18 protein-coding genes are annotated in these 21015 nt (G+C 66.2%); 12 read left to right on the forward strand and 6 right to left on the reverse strand.

Features of this window, described 5'->3' with window-relative positions; all coding sequences use genetic code 11:
- The 7 genes from IL252_RS12705 (at position 1) to IL252_RS12735 (ending at position 7391) form a co-directional block, all read left to right on the forward strand.
- Positions 1–1761 carry an ATP synthase subunit A gene (locus tag IL252_RS12705; protein ID WP_208628287.1) on the forward strand — a complete coding sequence of 587 codons (1761 nt, stop codon included), beginning with the start codon at positions 1–3 and terminating at the stop codon, positions 1759–1761.
- Between the two features lie 2 nt (positions 1762–1763).
- Positions 1764–3179 (forward strand): V-type ATP synthase subunit B, encoded by a 1416-nt coding sequence (locus IL252_RS12710; protein ID WP_170093434.1) that lies wholly within the window; start codon positions 1764–1766, stop codon positions 3177–3179.
- A 309-nt stretch (positions 3180–3488) separates the two neighbouring features.
- The gene (locus tag IL252_RS12715) at positions 3489–4241 is read left to right on the forward strand and encodes a bacteriorhodopsin (RefSeq protein WP_153552414.1); all 753 of its coding nucleotides are present in this window, start codon (positions 3489–3491) and stop codon (positions 4239–4241) included.
- 150 nt (positions 4242–4391) lie between these two features.
- Entirely contained in the window at positions 4392–5126 is a 735-nt protein-coding gene (locus IL252_RS12720) for a lycopene cyclase domain-containing protein (RefSeq protein ID WP_208628288.1), read from the forward strand.
- Positions 5111–6160, forward strand: a complete 1050-nt coding sequence (locus tag IL252_RS12725) for a Brp/Blh family beta-carotene 15,15'-dioxygenase (RefSeq protein ID WP_208628289.1) — start codon at positions 5111–5113, stop codon at positions 6158–6160. Before IL252_RS12720 ends, IL252_RS12725 begins: the two co-directional genes overlap by 16 nt.
- 84 nt (positions 6161–6244) lie before the next feature.
- Positions 6245–6940 carry a V-type ATP synthase subunit D gene (locus IL252_RS12730; protein WP_170093438.1) on the forward strand — a complete coding sequence of 232 codons (696 nt, stop codon included), beginning with the start codon at positions 6245–6247 and terminating at the stop codon, positions 6938–6940.
- Positions 6941–7001: 61 nt separating this feature from the next.
- The gene (locus IL252_RS12735; RefSeq protein ID WP_208628290.1) at positions 7002–7391 is read left to right on the forward strand and encodes a DUF6276 family protein; all 390 of its coding nucleotides are present in this window, start codon (positions 7002–7004) and stop codon (positions 7389–7391) included.
- Between the two features lie 295 nt (positions 7392–7686).
- On the opposite strand, the gene prf1 is transcribed toward IL252_RS12735, so the two are convergent.
- Positions 7687–8940: a peptide chain release factor aRF-1 gene (gene prf1 / locus IL252_RS12740; protein ID WP_153552419.1), complete on the reverse strand. Its 1254-nt coding sequence runs from the start codon at positions 8938–8940 to the stop codon at positions 7687–7689.
- A gap of 113 nt (positions 8941–9053) precedes the next feature.
- Between prf1 and IL252_RS12745 the strand changes: the two genes are divergently transcribed.
- Positions 9054–9863, forward strand: a complete 810-nt coding sequence (locus IL252_RS12745; protein WP_208628291.1) for an AAA family ATPase — start codon at positions 9054–9056, stop codon at positions 9861–9863.
- 18 nt (positions 9864–9881) lie between these two features.
- Here IL252_RS12745 and argS read toward each other — a convergent pair whose 3' ends face one another.
- The 4 genes from argS to pyrH form a co-directional block, all read right to left on the reverse strand.
- Positions 9882–11657 carry an arginine--tRNA ligase gene (gene argS, locus IL252_RS12750; protein ID WP_208628292.1) on the reverse strand — a complete coding sequence of 592 codons (1776 nt, stop codon included), beginning with the start codon at positions 11655–11657 and terminating at the stop codon, positions 9882–9884.
- Positions 11658–11742: 85 nt separating this feature from the next.
- The gene (locus IL252_RS12755) at positions 11743–13506 is read right to left on the reverse strand and encodes a site-2 protease family protein (RefSeq protein ID WP_208628293.1); all 1764 of its coding nucleotides are present in this window, start codon (positions 13504–13506) and stop codon (positions 11743–11745) included.
- Between the two features lie 40 nt (positions 13507–13546).
- Positions 13547–15349, reverse strand: a complete 1803-nt coding sequence (lysS, locus tag IL252_RS12760) for a lysine--tRNA ligase (protein ID WP_208628294.1) — start codon at positions 15347–15349, stop codon at positions 13547–13549.
- Positions 15346–16065: a UMP kinase gene (gene pyrH, locus IL252_RS12765; protein ID WP_208628295.1), complete on the reverse strand. Its 720-nt coding sequence runs from the start codon at positions 16063–16065 to the stop codon at positions 15346–15348. The genes lysS and pyrH overlap by 4 nt, the downstream gene beginning before the upstream one ends.
- Positions 16066–16465: 400 nt before the next feature.
- On the opposite strand from pyrH, the gene IL252_RS12770 reads away from it, so the two are divergent.
- Together IL252_RS12770 and IL252_RS12775 are read left to right on the forward strand one after the other, a co-directional pair.
- Positions 16466–16711 (forward strand): hypothetical protein, encoded by a 246-nt coding sequence (locus tag IL252_RS12770; RefSeq protein ID WP_153552425.1) that lies wholly within the window; start codon positions 16466–16468, stop codon positions 16709–16711.
- A 115-nt stretch (positions 16712–16826) separates the two neighbouring features.
- On the forward strand, positions 16827–17972 hold the full coding sequence (locus IL252_RS12775; protein ID WP_208628296.1) for a site-2 protease family protein: 1146 nt from the start codon (positions 16827–16829) through the stop codon (positions 17970–17972).
- Positions 17973–18303: 331 nt separating this feature from the next.
- Here IL252_RS12775 and thiL read toward each other — a convergent pair whose 3' ends face one another.
- A complete protein-coding gene (gene thiL / locus IL252_RS12780; protein ID WP_208628297.1) occupies positions 18304–19170 on the reverse strand; it encodes a thiamine-phosphate kinase in 867 nt (288 codons plus the stop codon).
- A 96-nt stretch (positions 19171–19266) separates the two neighbouring features.
- On the opposite strand from thiL, the gene IL252_RS12785 reads away from it, so the two are divergent.
- Positions 19267–20295, forward strand: coding sequence for a flippase-like domain-containing protein (locus IL252_RS12785; protein ID WP_208628298.1), 1029 nt, complete (start codon positions 19267–19269; stop codon positions 20293–20295).
- Positions 20296–20438: 143 nt separating this feature from the next.
- Positions 20439–20900 (forward strand): 30S ribosomal protein S19e, encoded by a 462-nt coding sequence (locus IL252_RS12790; protein WP_153552429.1) that lies wholly within the window; start codon positions 20439–20441, stop codon positions 20898–20900.
- The last annotated feature ends 115 nt before the right edge of the window (positions 20901–21015 follow it).

Below are 21015 nucleotides of genomic sequence, written 5' to 3' on the forward strand. Positions count from 1 at the left end.
ATGAGTCAAGCGACAGAATCCGACGTCCGTGAAGACGGCGTCATCGACAGCGTCTCGGGGCCAGTCGTCACGGCGACCGGCCTCGACGCCCGGATGAACGACGTGGTGTACGTCGGTTCGGAAGGGCTGATGGGCGAAGTGATCGAGATCGAAGGCGACATCACCACGATCCAGGTGTACGAGGAGACCTCCGACGTCTCTCCGGGCGAACCGGTCGAAGGGACCGGTTCCCCGCTGTCCGTCGACCTGGGTCCGGGGATGCTGGACGCGATCTACGACGGCGTCCAGCGCCCGCTGGACGTTCTCGAAGAGAAGATGGGGTCGCCCTACCTCGACCGCGGCGTCGACGCTCCCGGCATCGACTTAGAGAAGACCTGGGAGTTCGAGCCCGAAGTCGAGGCTGGAGACGAAGTTTCCAGCGGCGACATCGTCGGGACCGTCCCCGAGACGCCCAGTATCGAGCACAAAGTGATGGTGCCGCCCGACTCCGACGGCGGCGAAGTCGTCGCCGCCGAGTCGGGTAACTTCACCGTCGAGGAGCCGGTCGTCGAACTCGACACCGGCGAAGAGATCCAGATGCGCCAGGAGTGGCCGGTCCGCCAGCAGCGCCCCTCTGAGGAGAAGCAGACGCCGACCACGCCACTGATCTCCGGCCAGCGAGTGCTCGACGGTCTGTTCCCCATCGCGAAGGGTGGGACGGCCGCGATTCCCGGCCCGTTCGGCTCGGGGAAGACGGTCACCCAGCACCAGCTCGCCAAGTGGGCCGACGCGGACATCGTCGTCTACGTCGGCTGTGGCGAGCGTGGCAACGAGATGACCGAAGTGATCGAGGACTTCCCCGAACTGGAGGACCCGACCACCGGCAACGCGCTGATGGACCGGACCTGCCTCATCGCGAACACCTCGAACATGCCGGTCGCAGCCCGCGAATCCTGTGTCTACACGGGAATCACGATCGCGGAGTACTTCCGTGACATGGGCTACGACGTGGCACTGATGGCCGACTCCACCTCTCGGTGGGCCGAGGCCATGCGGGAGATTTCCTCCCGACTCGAAGAGATGCCCGGCGAAGAGGGGTACCCGGCGTACCTCGCCGCGCGCCTCTCGGAGTTCTACGAGCGGGCCGGCTACTTCGAGAACATCAACGGCTCCGAAGGGTCGGTCTCCGTCATCGGGGCGGTCTCGCCGCCGGGCGGGGACTTCTCCGAGCCGGTCACCCAGAACACGCTGCGTATCGTCAAGACGTTCTGGGCGCTGGACGCAGACCTGGCGGAACGTCGCCACTTCCCGTCGATCAACTGGAACGAGTCGTACTCCCTGTATCGCGACCAGCTCGACCCGTGGTTCGTCGAGAACGTCCGCGACGACTGGCCGGAGAAGCGCCAGTGGGGTATCGACACCCTCGACGAGGAAGCGGAACTCCAGGAGATCGTCCAGCTCGTCGGGAAGGACGCGCTGCCGGAAGACCAGCAGCTCACGCTGGAAGTCGCACGCTACCTGCGTGAGGCGTGGCTCCAGCAGAACGCGTTCCACCCGACGGACACCTACTGTGAGCCCGAGAAGACCTACCGTATCCTCGACGCCATCAAGACCTACAACGACGAGGCGTTCGACGCGCTCGACGCCGGGGTCCCGGTCGAGGAGCTGACGGACCTCGAGGCTGTCCCGCGGCTCAACCGGATCGGTGTCCAGGAGGACTACAACGAGTACATCGACGAACTCGAAGCGGACATCGAGAGCGAAATTCAGGAGCTGTACTAACGATGAAGAAAGAATACGAGACAATCACGGAGATCAGCGGCCCGCTGGTGTTCGCGGAAGTCGACGAGCCGGTCGGTTACGACGAGATCGTCGAGATCGACACCGGCGACGGCGACGTTCGCCGCGGCCAGGTGCTGGAATCGACGAGCGACTACGTCGCGATCCAGGTCTTCGAGGGAACCACGGGGATCGACCGCGATTCCTCCGTGCGCTTCCTCGGGGAGACGATGAAGATGAAGCTCACCGAGGACCTGCTGGGGCGTGTCCTCAGCGGTTCCGGTGACCCGATCGACGGTGGTCCCGAGATCGAACCTGACGAGCGACGTGACATCGTCGGCAAGGCGATCAACCCCTACTCCCGAGAGTACCCAGAGGAGTTCATCCAGACCGGCGTCTCCGGTATCGACGGGATGAACACGCTCGTTCGCGGTCAGAAACTGCCGATCTTCTCGGCGTCGGGGCTGCCCCACAACGACCTGGCACTCCAGATCGCCCGTCAGGCGAGCGTCCCGGAAGAAGAGGAAGGCGACGACGACGAGGGCTCGGAGTTCGCAGTGATCTTCGGCGCGATGGGGATCACCCAGGAAGAGGCAAACGAGTTCATGGACGACTTCGAGCGCACCGGCGCACTCGAACGCTCCGTCGTCTTCATGAACCTCGCAGACGACCCCGCCGTCGAGCGGACGCTCACCCCGCGGCTCGCACTGACGACCGCGGAGTACCTCGCCTTCGACAAGGGGTATCACGTGCTCGTGATCCTCACGGACATGACCAACTACTGTGAGGCACTGCGCGAGATCGGTGCCGCACGAGAAGAGGTCCCGGGTCGCCGTGGCTACCCCGGATACATGTACACCGACCTGGCACAGCTCTACGAGCGCGCCGGTCGGATCGAGGGTCGCGAGGGCTCGGTCACCCAGATTCCGATCCTCACGATGCCGGGCGACGACGACACGCACCCGATCCCGGACCTGACCGGCTACATTACCGAGGGTCAGATCTACATCGATCGGGACCTCAACAGCCAGGGGATCGAACCGCCGATCAACGTCCTGCCGAGCCTCTCGCGGCTGATGGACGACGGGATCGGCGAGGGACTGACCCGCGCCGACCACGCCGACGTGAAAGACCAGATCTTCGCCGCCTACGCGGAAGGTGAGGACCTGCGCGACCTCGTCAACATCGTCGGCCGCGAGGCGCTGTCGGACCTGGACAACAAGTACCTCGACTTCGCCGACCGGTTCGAGACGGAGTTCGTCGACCAGGGAATCGACACCGATCGTTCCATCGACGAGACGCTCGAACTCGGCTGGGACCTCCTCTCGATGCTGCCCAAGGATGCACTCAACCGTATCGACGAGGACCTGATCGAGGAACACTACCGCGAAGACGAGACCCAGGAAGTCACCGCGGACTGACGCCTCGTTCCCGTCCATTTTTCGCCAGTCGTGATCGGATCGCCAGCGGCCGCACTTTCTCGACGCGACCGCCTCGACGCGAGCCGATCGGGTGTCGAGCAGTCGTCTTCGGCCGGGCCGACGAGTCCCCTCGCCGTCTGGTGGTTTTTCTTTCGGCAGGTTTTGCCGACCTGACGAAGCCGCTCTATCTCGTGTCTGTGTCTGGCTCGCGTCTCCTCGTCGGGGTTCGGCACGCGTACCAATCCCTGTTGGCATGGGCTGTTTAAGTGCCGGGCCGTTATTACAACATGAACCATGTTACAGTCTGGCATGAGTACGTACGTACCGGGCGGCGAAAGCATATTCCTGTGGGTCGGGACGGCAGGAATGTTCCTGGGGATGTTGTACTTCATCGCCAGGGGCTGGAGCGTCTCCGACCAGCGTCGCCAGAAGTTCTACATCGCGACGATCATGATCGCCGCGATCGCCTTCGTGAACTACCTCTCGATGGCACTTGGCTTCGGTGTCACGACCATCGAACTCGGAGGCGAGGAACGGGCGATCTACTGGGCGAGATACACCGACTGGCTGTTCACGACGCCGTTGCTGCTGTACGACCTCGCCTTGCTCGCGGGGGCCGACCGGAACACGATCTACTCGCTGGTCGGTCTGGACGTGCTGATGATCGGCACCGGTGCGCTCGCGACGCTGTCGGCGGGTTCGGGCGTCCTCTCGGCGGGTGCCGAACGCCTCGTCTGGTGGGGTATCAGCACCGGCTTCCTGCTGGTCTTGCTGTACTTCCTGTTCAGCAACCTCACCGACCGGGCGAGCGAACTCTCGGGTGACTTGCAGTCGAAGTTCTCGACGCTGCGTAACCTGGTGTTGGTCCTGTGGCTCGTGTACCCCGTCCTGTGGTTGGTCGGGACCGAGGGCCTCGGACTCGTCGGCCTCCCGATCGAGACGGCCGCGTTCATGGTGCTCGACCTGACCGCCAAGATCGGCTTCGGGATCATCCTGCTCCAGAGTCACGCGGTCCTCGACGAGGGACAGACCGCGTCGGAAGGCGCAGCCGTAGCCGACTGATCGCGGCTCCCCTCTCACCACTCCAGTCGAAACACTCAGGACGACCTGTCCGGTAGTGTAACCGACTCGGGCCGTCGTCGTCACGACGGTCCGTCCGACGCACCGTCCGTACAGCGCCGTCTCAGTACACCCGCGTTTCAGTACTTCACAATGGCCGCTTTCACATACGTCCAATTTCACGCGCTGTTCGTCCTCCCGGCGCTCGCGGTGCTCGTGGGGGTCGCGGGGATTCGCTCGCGGACGACCCGAAGTGAGGTCCGCCCTCTCGCCGTCGCCGTCATCGTCGCAGTGGCGATGCTGTACACCGTGCCCTGGGACAACTACCTCATCCTGCGGGGCGTCTGGTCGTACGGCACCGACAGCGTCGCGGCCGTCATCTGGCACGCACCCATCGAGGAGTACCTGTTTATCCTCTTGCAGCCGCTGGTCGCCGCGCTGTGGCTGCACGTGATCTCGCCGGGGATGCCGGCGAACGACCAGACGACGGTCTCCGCCCGTGATCGAGTGGTCGGGGCTGCGGCCGGAGCGCTCGTCGGCCTCGTCGGCGTGGCCCTTCTCACGACCGACGCGACCTTCTACCTCGGTGCGATCGTCGCCTGGAGCGGCCCGGTGCTTGCGCTCCAGTGGGCCGTCGGGTGGCCGTACCTCCTCGCTCGGGGACAGACGCTCGTGGTGGCCGTCTTCGCGCCGACGGCGTACCTCTGGATCGCGGATCGCGTCGCCCTGGAGTCGGGCATCTGGATCCTCTCGGAGCAGTACACGACGGGGCTAGCCGTCCTCGGACTGCCACTCGAAGAGGCCGCGTTCTTCCTCGTGACAAACGTCTTCGTCGTACAGGGTCTGCTGTTGTACCCGTGGGTGATCGACCGATGGCAGTCGAAGTAACCGCCGATCGAGGCCGACGGCTGCGGTCGGGCCGTCGCCGCCTCGCTCGCTTGATCTTTCTGCCAGCCTGGCTGCTGCTCGGTGCTGTCACGGTCGCACACACGCTGGGCGTGTCGACCGCCGTTCCGGTTCGCTACGGCGTTTTGCTGGTGACGCTGCTCTGTTTCGGGCTGCCACACGGCGCTGCCGACCACCACTCGGTCGCGCGAACGCTGGGCGTCGATCTCACCCCCCGGTTCCTCGCGGCGTTCTGTGCGGGGTATCTCGGACTCGCAGTACTGTACACTGCCGTCTGGTTTCTCGCCCCGGCCCTCGCGTTCGTCGCTTTCGTCGCCCTGACGTGGTTTCACTGGGGACAGGGCGACGTGTATCCGTTGGCGACGCTCGCCGACGGCCGTCACCTGGACAACCGGGTCGTCGCGGCGCTGACGGTGGTCGTCCGCGGCGGCCTCCCGATGTTGGTCCCGCTGGTCTTCTTTCCGGATCGATACGCCGCCGTCGCCCGGACGGTCGTCTCGCTGTTCGATCCCGGTCGGGTCGCGTCGCTCGCGCCGTTGTTCACCCAGGAGGTGCGTCTCGCTGCCGGACTCGGATTCGCCGCCGTCACGGTGGTGACGCTGGCCGCCGGGCTCGTCGTGGCCGGCCCGAGACGCGCCTGGCTCCTCGACGCCGCCGAGACGGTGCTCTTGTGGGGTTTTTTCGCCGTTGTCCCGCCGGTTCTGGCGATCGGAGTCTACTTCGCGCTGTGGCACTCGGTGCGTCACATCGCACGACTGACTGAACTCGATGGGGTCGCCCTGGCGGCACTGGACCGCGGTGCCGTCGCGCGTGCGGTCGGTCGCTTCGCGCGAGACGCGCTTCCGGCGACGATCGGTGCAGTCGTCCTGTTTGGCGGCCTCGCACTGGCCGTTCCGACGACCGTGGCCGGCGTCTCCGAGGTCGGCGGGCTCTATCTGGTCTTGCTCGCGGTGCTGACCCTACCCCACGTCGTCGTCGTCACCTGGCTCGACGTGCGACAGGGAATTTGGGGGTAACGACCGCGTCAGAACGGTGATCGGCCTCGTCCCGGCCGTGGGAACTGTAAAAGGTTATCCGACTGGGCCCGTAACGCCCCGGTAATGGCCAAGGACGTCAAACCAACCCGGAAAGAGCTGATGCGAATCGAGGATCGCATCGACCTCTCGGAACGGGGCCACGACACGCTGGAGAAGAAACGCGACGGCCTCATCATGGAGTTCATGGACATCCTCGATCAGGCACAGGACGTTCGATCCGACCTCGACGACTCCTACGATCGCGCCCAACACGCGATCAACATGGCCCGGGCGATGGACGGCGACGTGGCCGTCCGCGGTGCCGCGGCGGCACTGAAGGAGCATCCCGAGCTGACGACCCAGTCCAAGAACATCATGGGCGTCGTCGTCCCTCAGATCGAGTCTAGCAAGGTCCGCAAGTCCCTCGACGAGCGTGGATACGGCGTCATGGGTACGTCGGCCCGGATCGACGAGGCCGCCGACGCCTACGAGGAACTCATCGAGAACATCATCCTCGCGGCCGAGGTCGAGACCGCGATGAAGAAGATGCTCGAAGAGATCGAGACCACCAAGCGCCGCGTCAACGCTCTGGAGTTCAAGCTGCTGCCCGATCTGTACGACAACAAGGAGTACATCGAGCAGAAGCTCGAAGAACAGGAGCGCGAAGAGATCTTCCGCATGAAGAAGATCAAGAACAAGAAAGAGGAAGAGGAGGCCGCCGCTCGCGAGGAAGAGAACGCGGAAGCCGAAGAGGCCGCCGCCGTCGCCGCCGACGACTGACTGGCGTCGACGCCGCTTTTTCGCCGCCGAGCTTTTGCCCGTGCCACGCCCACGTCAGTGCATGGACTGTCCCGAGTGTGGCCACGAGACCGTCGTCTTCGCCGTCGATCCCGAGCTCCGGGAGTATCTCCCCGGCGAGGAACCGGGCGCGTCGCTGTGTCCGCGGTGCCTGTCCGTCCGTCCCGCCGTGGACCCGCCCGCCAGCGAACCGGACTTCTCGCCCCTGGGCGACGCGTTCCCCGACGGCGGGGCCGCCGTCCCGATGGCGCTGTTGCTCGGCCTGCTCTCCTCGCTGGCACTGTATCGCGACGAGATCGCCGCGCTACTGGAGCGTGTCGAGCGTGCCGGTACCGATCCACTGCTGGTGATCGATCGACTGGACGCCGATCCCGCGATCGAGAGCGAGGTCGACCTCGGCCGTCGTCGCCACCAGCTCGAACAACTGCTGTGACGATCTCGTGGTGGTCTCCGGGAGAACCAAACTAGTAAGGTACCAGTTCTTTATATGTGTGGGCTATACAACCATGTGCGGCATCAGGACGTGGACGTTCCAGTCCACGACGCCACAGCGGTGTTGTGCCCACTCACCATCCCCACCCCACCACAACATCATCCTTCCCATGCCACCTTGGACGTGCCGCACCCGGTCGCCCTGTCCCGGGCGACCGTGCCTCTGACTTTCGGACGGTTCAAACGAAGCGCCAGCCATCGCTTCCCGTCCGTCTTCGTGCCGAAAAACGTGTCCGCTAGACGCCGGTCGAGTAGCGCAGGAGTCCGGCGACGCCGCCGAAAGCCGACAGGAGCTGTTCGCCCTTCTCGAAGTCCGTCGAGATGAACAGCGTCTCGCTGCCGCGCTGCTGGGCGATCTCCATGAGGTGGTCGATCGCGTCCTCGCGTTCGGCCTCCTCGGCGGGGACGGTCTCGCCACACCGCGAGCAGTCGTGGTCGTCGATCGACGCCGACCGATCGACCATCTCGTACTCGTCGTGGCCGTTCTCACAGGTGTAGGTGAGCACGTCCTTCCGGAGGTCCTCGGAGATGAGCAGGCGGTCGACCGACCCCATGATGAGGTTCTCGCGGGTCGGGCCGAAGCCGTAGGTCGCCAGATCGCCGTCGTGGAGTTCCTTGAAGAACTCCTCCATGGCCTCCTTGTCCTGGAGAATCTCGTGTTCGGCGAGGACCTCACTTGCGGCGTCGACGAGATCGTACAGTCCGGACTCGTCGGTGTAGGCCACGTCGAACTTCCCGAGGACGTTGTCACCGAGTTCGTGGTGGAGGTAGTCGCCGTCGAGGAACTCGTCTTTGGTCGGGGAGGGACCGCCCACGAGGATGCCGTTCATCTCGTGGCGACGCGAGACGAACAGGTCGTTTGCCATCCCTGCGACTTCCTGGTAGAAGTTGTCGATCGCCTCCAGGCGCAGTCGGGCGAACCGCTGTGCGGACTGGCCACCTTTTCGCTGCTTGCCCGGGACCAGCGAGGACGCGGACTTGACCGGCTCGACGCGCTTGCCCTTGAGCCAGCCGACGTTCGCCTCGCGGCGGTCGAGGACGATCAGGCCGAACAGTCCCTTGTCCGCCAGCATCTCCTCCAGTGGGCCGGTGAGGAAGTTGGAGTCACAGTGGTAGCGAAACGACTCGATTGGGTCGGGCGGACTCTCTAAGACCTCCGTGACCATCTCGGTGCGTCCGCCACTGGAGTCGACCGCTCCGGAGAACAGGACCATCCCGTTCTCGGGCGGCGTGTTCCCGTAGTAGCGGAGCCGGTCTTTGATGCTGGTCAGGGCGTCCTGGACGTTGGTCCGGGTCTGCTTCGACTTGATGTTGGACGCTTCGGAGTGTTCCTGTGTGACGTGGGCGACGACGTCGCTGATCTGCTTGTCCTCTGGCACGTAGATCGTCACCAGTTGCGTCCCGGATCCGTCGTACCCCTTGAGCTTCTCGATGACCTTCTTGAACTCGTATTTTTGTTTGTCGGATTGCTCCTGCTCGGACTCGCTCATTGGGTCAACGTTGGCTGAGCGCGGGTAAGTAACTGTTGACAGCGAGAGCCGTCGGTATCGCGTGTGACGGGCGGCTTTATATGATAGCCAACCTTGAGCTAAGGTATCTAACTATGGCGGGCTACGTGTGTACCATCGCGGGTGGCAAAGGCGGGGTCGGCAAGACCACGACGGCGGTCAACGTCGGAGCCGCCCTCCAGGAGGCAGGCCACGACGTCGTCGTGGTCGACGCGGATCTCGGGATGGCGAATCTCGGATCGATGCTCGGCATCGAGCATCACGCTTCTCTCCACGAAATCCTCGCCGGGGACGCGGCAGTCAGTGACGCCCTGACCGACGCCCCGGGCGGACTGACGATCATCCCCGGCGAACAGTCCCTGGAGGCGTTCGCGGACGCCGATCCGGCGAAGCTGCGCAAGGTGATCAAGACACTGCGCAACGCCTACGACGTGGTCCTGATCGACACCGGTGCGGGTCTCAGCCACGAGGTCGCCGTTCCGCTGGGCCTGGCCGATGGCATCCTGCTCGTGACGACACCGGACGACGTGGCCGTCGGTGACACGGTCAAGACTGCCCAGCTCGCCGACCGCATCGACGGGGACGTGGTCGGCGTGGTCGTCAACCGCGTCACCAGACACACGGACGTCGCCGAGATCTCCGAACGGCTCGGCTTCGAGTTGCTGGCGGTCATCCCCGACGATCAGGAGGCCACCGTCGTCGAGCCCCTCGTACTCAACGCGCCAGACAGTCGCGCGGCGAGCGCGTTCGGCCAGTTGTCCGAGTCAATGGCTGCGATGTTCTTCCGGGGCGAGCGGGCGGCCGACCTCGAAACCGTTCTCGAAGAGACGTGGTTCGTCGACGAGACCGACGACGACGAGGAAGAGGAAGAAGAGTCCGGCGGCGTCTTCGGTCTGTTCAGCTGATTTTCCGGCCGGCCGCGCTCACATCGACCGCGGAGCAGCGATACCGATGGCGTCTAACGCGTTCGCGATCGCGTGTCTGGCCGCATCGACGAGCGCGAGGCGCGCCTGCCTGGTGTCTGACTCGGCGTCCAGCACCGGACACTCTCGGTAGAAGGTGTTGAACTGCTCGGCGAGCGTGCGAGTGTAGGTCGCGACGACGTGGGGGCGGTGTTCGTCGGCGGCCTGCTCGATCACGGCGGGGAACCGTGCGATCTCTCGCAGCAGGTCCCGTTCGGCCTCACTCTCCAGCGGGGCCGCGTCGAGATCCGCGGCCGCCGATTCGGGCGCTCGCTCTTTGTCCTCTGCCACAGCGTGTCCGGCCTCGCTGAGGATGCCACAGCACCGCGCGTGGACGTACTGAACGTACGGTGCCGACTGTGCCTCGAAGTCGAGCGCGCGGTCCCACTCGAAGGTGATCCCCTTCGTCGGCTGCTTGGAGACGATGTCGTACCGGACCGCGCCGATGCCGACCTGGTGGGCGATCCGTTCGATATCCGTCTCGTCGAGGTCGTCGTCGCGGTTGCGGGTGTCGATTCGGCTCTCGACTTCCTCGCGCGCACGGTCGATCGCTTCGTCCAGCAGGTCGTCGAGGTCGATCCCGGTTCCCTCGCGGGTGCTCATGCCGCCCTCGGGGAGGTTCACCCACGAGTAGAACACCTGGCTGAGCTGGTCGGTGTCGTGGCCGAGCAGGTCCAGCGTGGTGTCGAGCTGGTCGGCCTGGAGCTTGTGGTCTTCCCCGAGCACCGTCACGGCCCGATCGTAGGTGTCGAACTTCCACTCGTGGTGGGCCAGGTCCCGCGTGGTGTACAGCGAGGTGCCGTCCGAGCGCAGGAAGACGAGGTTCTTCTCGAAGCCGGGCAGATCGAGCTGCCAGGCGTCCTCCTCGTACACCGCCTGGTCGAGGGCTTTGAGCCGGTCGACGAGGTCCTCGGTCGCGTCGTTGCGCATGAACCGCGTCTCTTTGACGAACTCGTCGAACTCGGCCGGGAGCCGGCCGAGCGTCTCGCTCATCCCGCCCAGCACGGTGTCGACGACCTCGCCGACCCGTTCGTAGGCGTCTTCGTCGCCCGCCTCCAGGCCCTGCAAGATCGACTGGATCTCGCTTTCGGCGTCCTCGACGCGGTCGGCGTCGGCCTCTTCGAGGAAGCTGTTGCCCTTGCGGTAGTACCGGACCATCTCGTACTCCGGCGACTCCCGTTCGGGCTCCGGGAGGTCGTCCTCGTCGAAGGTCTCGTAGGCCCAGGTGAACACCGCCATCTGGCGGCCGGCGTCGTTGACGTAGTAGTGGCGATCCACGTCGTAGCCGGCGTAGTCGAGCACGCGAGACAGCGCGTCCCCGATGATCGGATTGCGAGCCCGGCCCACGTGGACCGGCCCTGTCGGGTTCGCGGACGTGTGTTCGACGACGACGCTCGTCTCGCGATCCGGGAGCCGCCCGTAGTCGTCGGCCTGTGCGGCCGCCAGCGTCTCGCTGAAGTAGGCGTCGCTGGGCAGGAAGTTGACGTACGGGCCTCGCTGTTCGACGCTGTCGACGTAGGTCAGGTCGCCGGGGTCGATCGCGTCGGCGATGTCGGCGGCGACTGCCGGCGGTGGCGCACCGACCTCGCCCGCGAGCCGAAACGCCGCGCTGGACGCGAGCACGGCCGCCACGTCTTCGGGCGGTTCCTCGATACCGAGGTCCTCACTGGGGAGGTCGAGCGCCTCCAGCGCAGCTTCGAGCGCCGTCTCGACCTCCGAGCGGGTCTGGCGGAACATACCGGGCCTTTCCCAGCAGTCCGTTTAGCATTGACGAAGTGTCCCGATCGCCGGGCCGAGCGAACCCGGCCCGCCGACGGCCGGGCTACCCGAGCAGCTGCGGGACCGCGATGATGAAGACGAAACTCCCGATCATCGTCAGCGAGACGCCGTAGGTGATCGCTTTCACGAGCCCTTCCCGACGCTCGATCGGGAGGCGAGCGGCGATCGACTCCGAACACACGCGCAGGATGTGGCCGCCGTCGAGGGGGTAGGTCGGCACGAGGTTGAACTGGCCGACGACGAGGTTGAGCCAGCCGGTCCAGAACAGGAGATTAGCGAGGACGAAGGCCCCGTCGGTCCCCAGTGCGCTCAGCGGCCCCGAGACCGTGTAGAAGTTCGCGGCGATCCCGGTGAAGCCAGGGAAGTTGTAGCTGAGTCCCTCGACGATCGACGCGAAGGGCAGCGCCAGCGCCAGGCCGATCCGCTGGAGGAACGGGGTCGACTCGAAGGGCTGCTGACCGGGCACGTCGCCGCCGAGCATCGCGAGGAACCGCTCGGCCGGGTACGTCTCGATGCCGAAGTCACCCACCGAGAGCCCGCTGGTCCCGCGTGCGACGTAGTCGACGCCGATCCCCGGATCGCTCCGACTCGCTTCCGCGAGCGTGATCTCGTAGGTCTCGCGCTGGCCGTCGACGTAGCCCGCGAGCCGGATCGTCTCGCCGGGTTCGCGCTCGCCGATCGCGCTCACGAGGTCGGCCGCCGTCGCGGTCCGCTGGCCGTCGACGGCCGTCACGACGAACGCCGCGTCTGCGGGTGCGCCCTCCGCTTCGAGCGGACCGTCTTCGGCGACGACGGTGTAGCCGCCGATCGCCGTCTCGACGGTCTCGCCGCTGTCCAGCGTGAGCCGTGCGACGCTTCTGTCCTGGACGGCCTCGTTGAACGCGGTCGTCGTGTTCACCGCGGTCCCGTTGACCGCGACGATCGTCCGGTTGGTCTTGACCGGTGCGCCGGACACCGCTCCGACGACGACCACCGCACGGTCGACGGTCGTGACCGTCCCGTTCTGGAGTGAGACCTCGACCGTGCCACCGGCCTCGTCGAGGCGCTGTTGCATCTCCGTGGCGTTTGCGACCGACTGGCCGTCGATACCGGTGATGACCGACCCGCTCTCGATGCCGGCCTGGTCTGCGGGAGTGCCGGGGAGCGTGCCGCCGACGTGGACGCCCTGAACGACGCCGAAGCCGGCGATCACCGGCCCGAACAGCAGTGCCAGACAGAGCAGACTCACCGCGAAGTTGTTCGTCACGCCCGCGACGTACATCCGGATCTGCTTGCCCCGGTCCGAGAGGCTGACGCCCTCTTCGTTCGGTTCGACGAACGCGCCCAGCGGCACGATCGTGAGGAGGGCCAGCCCCATCGACTCGATCTCGATGTCGCCGACCCGACACAGCAGCGCGTGCCCGCCCTCGTGGACGACCAGCGCCACCACGAGACCGGCGACGATCTCGCCGGCCACCGACAGCGGGAGGAAGTCGTTGACGCCGGGAATCACGAGGACGTTTCGCGGCTCGGTGACGGCACTCGGAGCCGGATTCCGCACTGCGAGGACGGCCGCCAACACGACGTAGAAGAACGAACCGACCATGACGACCAGTCCGACGCCGACGCCGACGTTGCCCCACGCTCGCCACGCCCGTTTGGGCGTCGCGAGCCAGTCGACGAACCGCCGACCTCGCTTCGTGTGGAAGGTCGTGACCGGGCCCGACAGATGGACGTACTCCGGGAGCACACCCCAGGTTCGCAGGAGCATCCCGAGAATGGAGTAAGCGACCACTCCGACGAGGACCCACGTGAACGTACTGACCATTCGATCGGATACAGGAACCACCCGGCAAAGAGGGTTTGGTCTACCGATTCCGGCGGAACCGTTCGACGACGAACTCCCGGTCGAGCTTCGCGACGAAGGGACCGAGCTGTGGCCCCTCCGATTCGTCGAACAGGAGCCGGTAGCCGGCCCCGAAGAAGTCGCCAATGGGCACGTCGTGGCGCTTTGCAGTCTCGTAGATCTCGCCCTGGATCGTCTCGCCGTCGTGGCCCTCGGCGACGAAGTCGGCCAGCTCGTCCAGTGCGGTCTCGGTGGCTGCGTCGAAGTCGGTCTCGGGCAGCTCGGCGCGCTTGAGCTCGTAGTTGAACTCGTTGTCCGTCCGGCGGGCCCACTCGCTGGCCAGGTCGACCCGCTCCATCGCGGTCTCGACGGCCCACTCGGGGGTGTCGTCGGCGAGATGTCCCTCCTTGCGAGCCACGTCCGTCCGCAACTCGGGATCGTCGAACATCCCGAGCACCGCGGCGAAGGTGTAGGGAATGCGGACGCGGTCGGCGTACTCCTCGGCGAGCAGGTCCGCGACGGTCTCGCGGGCGTCGCGGTCGTTGGCCATGCTGCGCCAGGTGCCGTCGCCGAACGCCTCGTCGAAGCGGTCGGCGACGGTCGGCCTGACCGAGGGCGGGTAAGCTCGCTCGCCGAGCGCTTCCTCTCGGTCCGTCCCGTCCTCCTCGCCGAAGTAGAGGCGCTCGGTCCGGTCGAAGTCGTCGACCAGCTGGTCGAGGCGCTCGATGCTGAAGTCCCGTGCCTTGCTGGGGTCTTTCGAGAAGAAGTACCGGACGACCGCGGGCTCCAGCAGCTCCAGTACGTCGTGGACCATCACGACGTGGCCCTCGGAGGAGGAGAACGGCTCGCCGTCGAGCGTGAACCACTCGTAGACCATCGGCACGGGCGGCGCGATCTCGAAGACGTTCTCCGCGATGTCGACCCCGGAGGGCCAGGACCCCTCGGCGTGGTCCTTCCCGAACGGCTCGAAGTCGACGCCGAGCACGTCCCAGCCCGCCGGCCACTCGAAGCGCCAGGGCAGCTTGCCGTCCCGCAGCGTCGCGGTCCCTTCGTGGCCACACCCCTCGATGACGCGGTCGCCGGCCTCCATGTCAGTACAGCGGTACTCGACGGTACCGGCGTCCGTATCCACGGCCGTGACGGTCTCGGTGACCTTGCCACACTCTCCACAGATCGGGTTGAACGGGACGTAGTCCGCGTCGACCTTGTCCTGGTACTCGCCCAGTACGTCCCGTGCCCGCTCTTGATTGTCGAGGACGTGGCGGGTCAGTTCCTCGAAGGAGCCGTCTTCGTAGAGGTCCGTCGTCGAGACGATCTCGATGTCGACGCCCAGCAGCTCCGCACAGTCGGCGATCAGGTTCGAGAAGTGCTCGCCGTAGGAGTCACAGCAGCCGAAGGGGTCCGGTACGTCCGTGTAGGGACGCCCGAGATTCTGGCCGAGCGCACCGGCGTTGACTTCCCCCAGATCGACGATGTTGCCGTCGAGATCGGCGAGCTTGCGGGGGAGCTTCCGGAGCGGGTCCCGGTCGTCGGTGGTAAACACCTGCTGGACCTCGTACCCGCGCTCTCGCAGGGATTCGGCGACGAAGTAACCCCGCATGATCTCGTTGACGTTGCCCAGGTGGGGGACGCCCGAGGGCGAGATCGCGCCCTTGATGACGACTGGCTCGGTGGGCTCTCTGGCCTCGATCTCGTCGGCGACCGCGTCCGCCCAGAACACCGCCCGGTCGTCGGACCCCCCGTCGCCGTCGTGATCACCCAGCGCGTACGGGTCTCGGGTTGCCGTCTGCCGTGTGCTGTCGTCCCCTGGATCGCTCTCGCTCATGCTCGATCCCACGCCGTCGGTGCGGCACCGAGATTCTCGGGGACCACGTCGGTGCCGTCGTGTTCGCCCGTTTCGACGGCGCGTCGAACCGCCGTCGGGTCGGTGCCGTCGAGGACGATCGACCGGAGCCCGGCCCGCTCGATGATCTTCGCCGCCAGCAGGTCGACCGGCGCGTTGCTCCCGGCGTTCATCTCGATGCCGGCGATCAGATCGACGAGTTCGCCGGCAGCGATCTCCTCGTAGCGCTCGGCGTCGTCGTCCTCGTTGGGGTCGGCGCTGAACACGCCCGGAACGCTGGTCGCGTACACGAGCAGGTCCGCGCCGACGTGTTCCGCGAGTGCGGCGCTGACGGCGTCGGTGGTCTGGCCGGCGACGGTCCCGCCCATGACGGGAACGTCGCCTCGTCTGAGGGCCGCCCGTCCCTCGTCGTAGCTCTCGACCGGTGCCGGCGCGGCTCCATCCCCCAGCGCGGCGATCAGGAGCCGGCTGTTGAGCCGCGTGACGGCGATCCCGAGCTGGTCGAGTTCGATCTCGTTGGCCCCGAGTTCCCGCGCCGTCGTGATGTACTCCCGCGCCGTGGGGCCGCCACCGACGACGATCCCGATCTCGTGTCCCGCTTCGTCGAGTGTCTCGATGACGCCAGCGTACTCGCCGATCCGGTCCGGTTCCAGATTGGGGGCGAGGACGCTCCCGCCGACGGAGACGACTACTTTCATTGTGCCTGCGTAACCCCGATGCAGTCTTAAGGGTTGTCAAGACACCTGACACCGTCGGCTGTCCATCTGTGAACGATGTCGCCGCACTAGTGCGGCGAATCTCTGCACGAAGTGACGGCTAGCAGTCTGACGCGTGTCACACGCCCCTCGAAATGCGGCAAGAAATTCTTATTTTTGAGCGGGAACGACTGCCTGAACGCACATTGTTTCGTTCCTCTCTAGATTGAATACAATATCGGGTAAAACGCGCTCAAAACCATTTGTAAAACGTCTCGGAGGATATGAGGGGCTCGTAAAAAGTGTGTTTTTCGGCAGTTCACGCTGAAAGTGGTCGAATCGTCCCGAAGCTTCCCGCCTTTATATACTCCTACGGGGGGTACAAGCGAGTGAGGTTCCAAAGATGAGCACAACTGTGCAGCCCTCCACGGACGAGCTGAGCAAGGAAGAGCGTCTGGCTGCCTTCCTCAAAGAGAAGGCCAACAACGGTGAACTGTACTTCAAGAGCAAGTTTATCGCAGACGAAGTCGGTCTCTCGCCCAAAGAGATCGGCGCGCTCATGGTCAAGCTGAAGGAGTCGGCGTCCGAGATCGAGGTCGAGAAGTGGTCGTACACGAGCGCGACGACGTGGCGCGTCGAGCCCGCCTAGTCGGTCTCTCGGTTCCCGCAGCTCGCACGACGCTCCGAGCGCGTTCTTCTACTCGTTCCCGACCGCGTGGTCCCCGTCCGGGGTTTTATGCTCGCGCGACGGCTAGTGGCGCGTGATGGATCGGACCGACTCGCCGACGACCGCACCGTCGGTCGAGGACCTCGCGTCCGTCTTTCATGTCTACCAGGTCCGCCGCGACGGGGAGCGGCTCCTCTACGTCGGACGGCCCCGCGTCCAGCCAGACGCCGTCGAGCGACGGCTCTGGGACCGGTTTCGAGAGTCTGGCTACGAGATCTCGCTGGAGCGGGAGTACGACACCGACGCCGACACGCCGATGCCGACCCACGGCTGGGTCCTCGTGGCTCGTCCCCACTCCGTCGGGATCGACGGGATCCCCTGGACGAACATCCTCCTGGCGCTGCTGACCATCGGGTCGACGCTGCTGGTCGGTGCCGTCCAGTGGTACCACGTCGATCTCGGCGCGAACCCGCTCGGGATCTTCCGGGCCTGGCCGTTCGTGGCGGCCGTCCTCGGCGTCCTCGCGGTCCACGAGCTGGGACACTACGTCGCGAGCCGGTACCACGGCGTCGACGCGAGCCTCCCCTACTTCATCCCGTTCCCGACGCTGATCGGGACGATGGGCGCGGTCATCCGTATGAAGGGGCGGATCCCCGACCGCAAGGCGCTGTTCGACATCGGAGCGTCCGGACCGCTGGCCGGCCTCGTCGCGACGGTCGTCGTCTCGGCGATCGGGCTCCAGCTCGACCCCGTCGTCACGCAGGAGGCGATCGCCGCCGGCTCCGACGCGCCGGTGGTCCGCTTTCACAACCCGCTCTTGCTGGAGCTGATCGCCGCCGCCACCGGCACACTGGAGACGCTTCGCTCCGGGACGATCCACCCGGTCGTCTTCGGCGGGTGGGTCGGGATGTTCATCACGTTCCTGAACCTCCTCCCGGTGGGCCAGCTCGACGGCGGCCACATCGTCCGGGCGCTGTACGGCGAGCGCCAGGAGACGATCGCCGCTGCCGTTCCCGCGGCGCTGTTCGGGCTGGCCGGCTACCTCTACTTCCTGCAGGACGTGACCAACGCCGTCGGCATCTGGGTCATGTGGGGGCTGCTGGCGACGGGACTGGCCTACGCCGGCCCGGCGACTCCCATCCGGGACTCGCCGCTCGACTCCAAGCGGACGCTGCTTGGCGTCTTTACGTTCGTCCTGGGGATCCTCTGTTTCACCCCGGTGCCGTTCGAGCTGGTAACGTGACCGCCTGGAACCGCGCTGTTCAGATACAAAGCAGAGTTGAGAGTGATTACGGCACCGAAAGCCCTCGGCACGCTAGACAGATCTGTGCCGGATATTCTCCCGTCGGTCGAATAGTGCCGGCGCAGATCTGTCTAGCGCGCCTCGCCCTTTCATCCCCCAGAAATCGGCTGCTTACCCGTCTCTGTCCCAGTGGATGAAAGGGCGAGGCGCGGTTCGCGGCGTCTGCGGCGGCTCTATCCGAGCGGGAGCGAGGATATCCGCCACAGACGTACAGCCGGCAGTATCAAAATCTGTTCACGAAACACTGCCCTCGGAACGACGACAAACCGTATCAGTGGCTGTAACCCCGGTCGGGGAGTGGCTCGCCGTCGAGCGTCACTCCGGTCTCGGTGACGGTGCCGATCGGCGTGAGCGGACAGGGCGTCGCGGCCCGAGCCCGTTCGACCTCGTCTTCGGGCACCGTGCAAACGAGTTCGAAGTCCTCGCCGAAGAACGCCCCCAGTTCGAGGCGTTCGTCGCGTCCGTCGGCCACGTCGCCGACGCTGTCGTCGATCGGCAACGGGGTCTCGACGGCCATCCCGCAGTCCGACGCCGCGGCGAGCTGGTGGAGCGAGCGGGCCAGCCCGTCGCTGGAGTCCATCATGGCAGTCGCGATACCGGACAGCGCCGTCCCGGCCGCGACACGTGGCTGGAAGCGAAACAGCTCGTTGGCCCGCTCGTCGTCGCCACGCTCGAACAGCCGGAGTCCCGCGCCGCTCCGACCGAGCGTGCCGGTGACACAGACCACCTCGCCGACGCTCGCCCCGGAGCGCAACACCGGATCGTCCGTCCGGCCGAGCCCGGTCGTCGCGACCGTGAACTCGTCGTGGCCGTCGAGGTCGCCGCCGACGTACTCGGCTCCGACCGCCTCACACACCTCGCTGGCACCCTCGACGAACGCCGTCAGCGCGTCGGCCTCGAACGTCGGCGCGCCGTACACCGCCACGGCCGCGGTCGCGTCGGCACCCATCGCCGCCACGTCCGACAGCGAGGCCCCGACTGCGCGCCAGCCGGCGGTGTAACGGGTCGTCCCGTCGGGGAAGTCCGTCGTCTCGTGGAGCATGTCGGTCGTCAGCACCTGGCCGTCGACGACGGCACAGTCGTCGCCCGCCCCCGGCAGTTGTGTGCCGATCATCGCGAGTGCCGCGCGTTCGTCCATGGCTGTGTCTGGCCGGCCAGCCACAAAAACCGTCGCAGTCCCGCTTTTGGCCACCGGTATCGGTGATTTGAAACGCGAGCCGCTTCTCGCCTCGGTATGGCCGATCGCCTCCCGACGATCGTCGGGTTCGCCGGCACGCTCGTCGTCCTCGGCGCGCTCGTCTGGTTCGTCGGCGCTGGCGACATCCTCGCCGCGCTCTCGCGGGCCGACCGGTCGGTGCTGGCCGGTATGGTCGCCGTCGCCGTCCTCTGGCTCTGTCTCTGGGGGATGGCGCTCAGGACCGTCCTCGACTCGCTGGGCGCGCCGGTGGCGTCTCACACCGCGATTCTCGTCTTCTCGGCGGCGGTGTTCTCGAACAACATCACGCCCTTCGGGCAGGCCGGCGGCGAGCCGGTCAGTGCGCTTCTCATCTCCGAGGCCGCCGACACCGAGTACGAGACCGGGCTCGCTGCCATCGCCAGCGTCGACACGCTCCACTTCGTGCCCTCGATCGGCTTCGCCGTCGGCGCGTTCACCTTCGTCGCCGCCGGTGCGGTGCAACTCGGGCGCAATCTGTTGTTCGCCGCTGGCGCGATCGCGACACTCGCCGTCGGGCTGCCGACCGCTGCCTATCTGGGGTGGCGCTACCGATACGAACTCGAAGCGGCCGTCGTCCGGTTTCTCACCCCCGTCGCCCGCACGGTCGGCCGCGTCGTCCCCCGCTGGACCCCCCCTTCGCCGGGTGGACTCGAACACCGGATCGAGCGCTTCTTCAGCTCGATCGACCGCGTCGCCGGAGATCGACGGTCGCTCGTCGTCGCAACGAGCTTTTCGGCGATGGGGTGGCTCGCGCTCGGCGTCACACTGTGGCTCTCGATGTACGCGCTCGGCGAACCGGTCGAGTTCTCCTCGGTGATGCTGGCGATTCCGGTCGCGATGGTCGCCGGCATCGCCCCGCTGCCGGGCGGGTCCGGTGCCATCGAGTCGGTGCTTGCGACACTGCTGGTCGCGACGACCGGCGTTCCCTCTGCGGTCGCGCTGTCCGGCGCGCTCCTCTACCGGGGCGCGACCTACTGGCTCCCGATTCTGATCGGCGGCGGCGTCGCCAGTTTCCTCGGTGCCGACCGGGCCAGAGGCGGCGAGTAACGAACGCCAGCGTCGCCCTGGGCGATGGCCACCCACACCACCCCCCGGAGACCGTCGCCACACGCCGTGTGACGACCTCTCGCACGGCCCAGGCCCGGTAGTAAACGATGGCCTTAAATGACGCCGACGGGAACCAGAGTGCAATGACGACGCTCTACGACGTGCCCGCGGACGAGCTCATCGAGGCCGCCGCGGTCGAGCTCGCCGAGGAGGACGCCATCGACGCGCCCGACTGGGCCGAGTTCACCAAGACCGGTATCGATCGCGAACTCCCACCGGAACAGGACGACTTCTGGCAGCGCCGCGCCGCGAGCGTCCTCCGGAAGGTCGCCACGGACGGTCCCGTCGGCGTCGGGACGCTCCGAACCGCCTACGGTACCTCGAAGAAGGGAACCAACCGCTACGAGGTCCGTCCCCACCAGAAGACCGACGCCTCTGGTAACATCATCCGGACGATCCTCCAGCAGCTCGAAGAAGTCGGCTACGTCGAAGCCGCCGGTGGCGAGGGTCGCCGCGTCTCGGCCGACGGCCGCGCGTTCCTCGACGAACTCGCCGGTGAGGTCCTCGAAGACCTCGACCGTCCCGAGCTCGAACGCTACGCTTAACGACCGTTTTCCGCTTCGGGTTCGAGTCGCACCTTCGGCGCGCTCGAACCACTCGTGCAAAAACGTCCTCAGAAGTCGAAGACTTCTGATGGGCTGCGATAGAGCTCCGCTCTAT

Source organism: Halomicrobium sp. IBSBa (assembly GCF_017612575.1).
Taxonomy (GTDB): domain Archaea; phylum Halobacteriota; class Halobacteria; order Halobacteriales; family Haloarculaceae; genus Halomicrobium.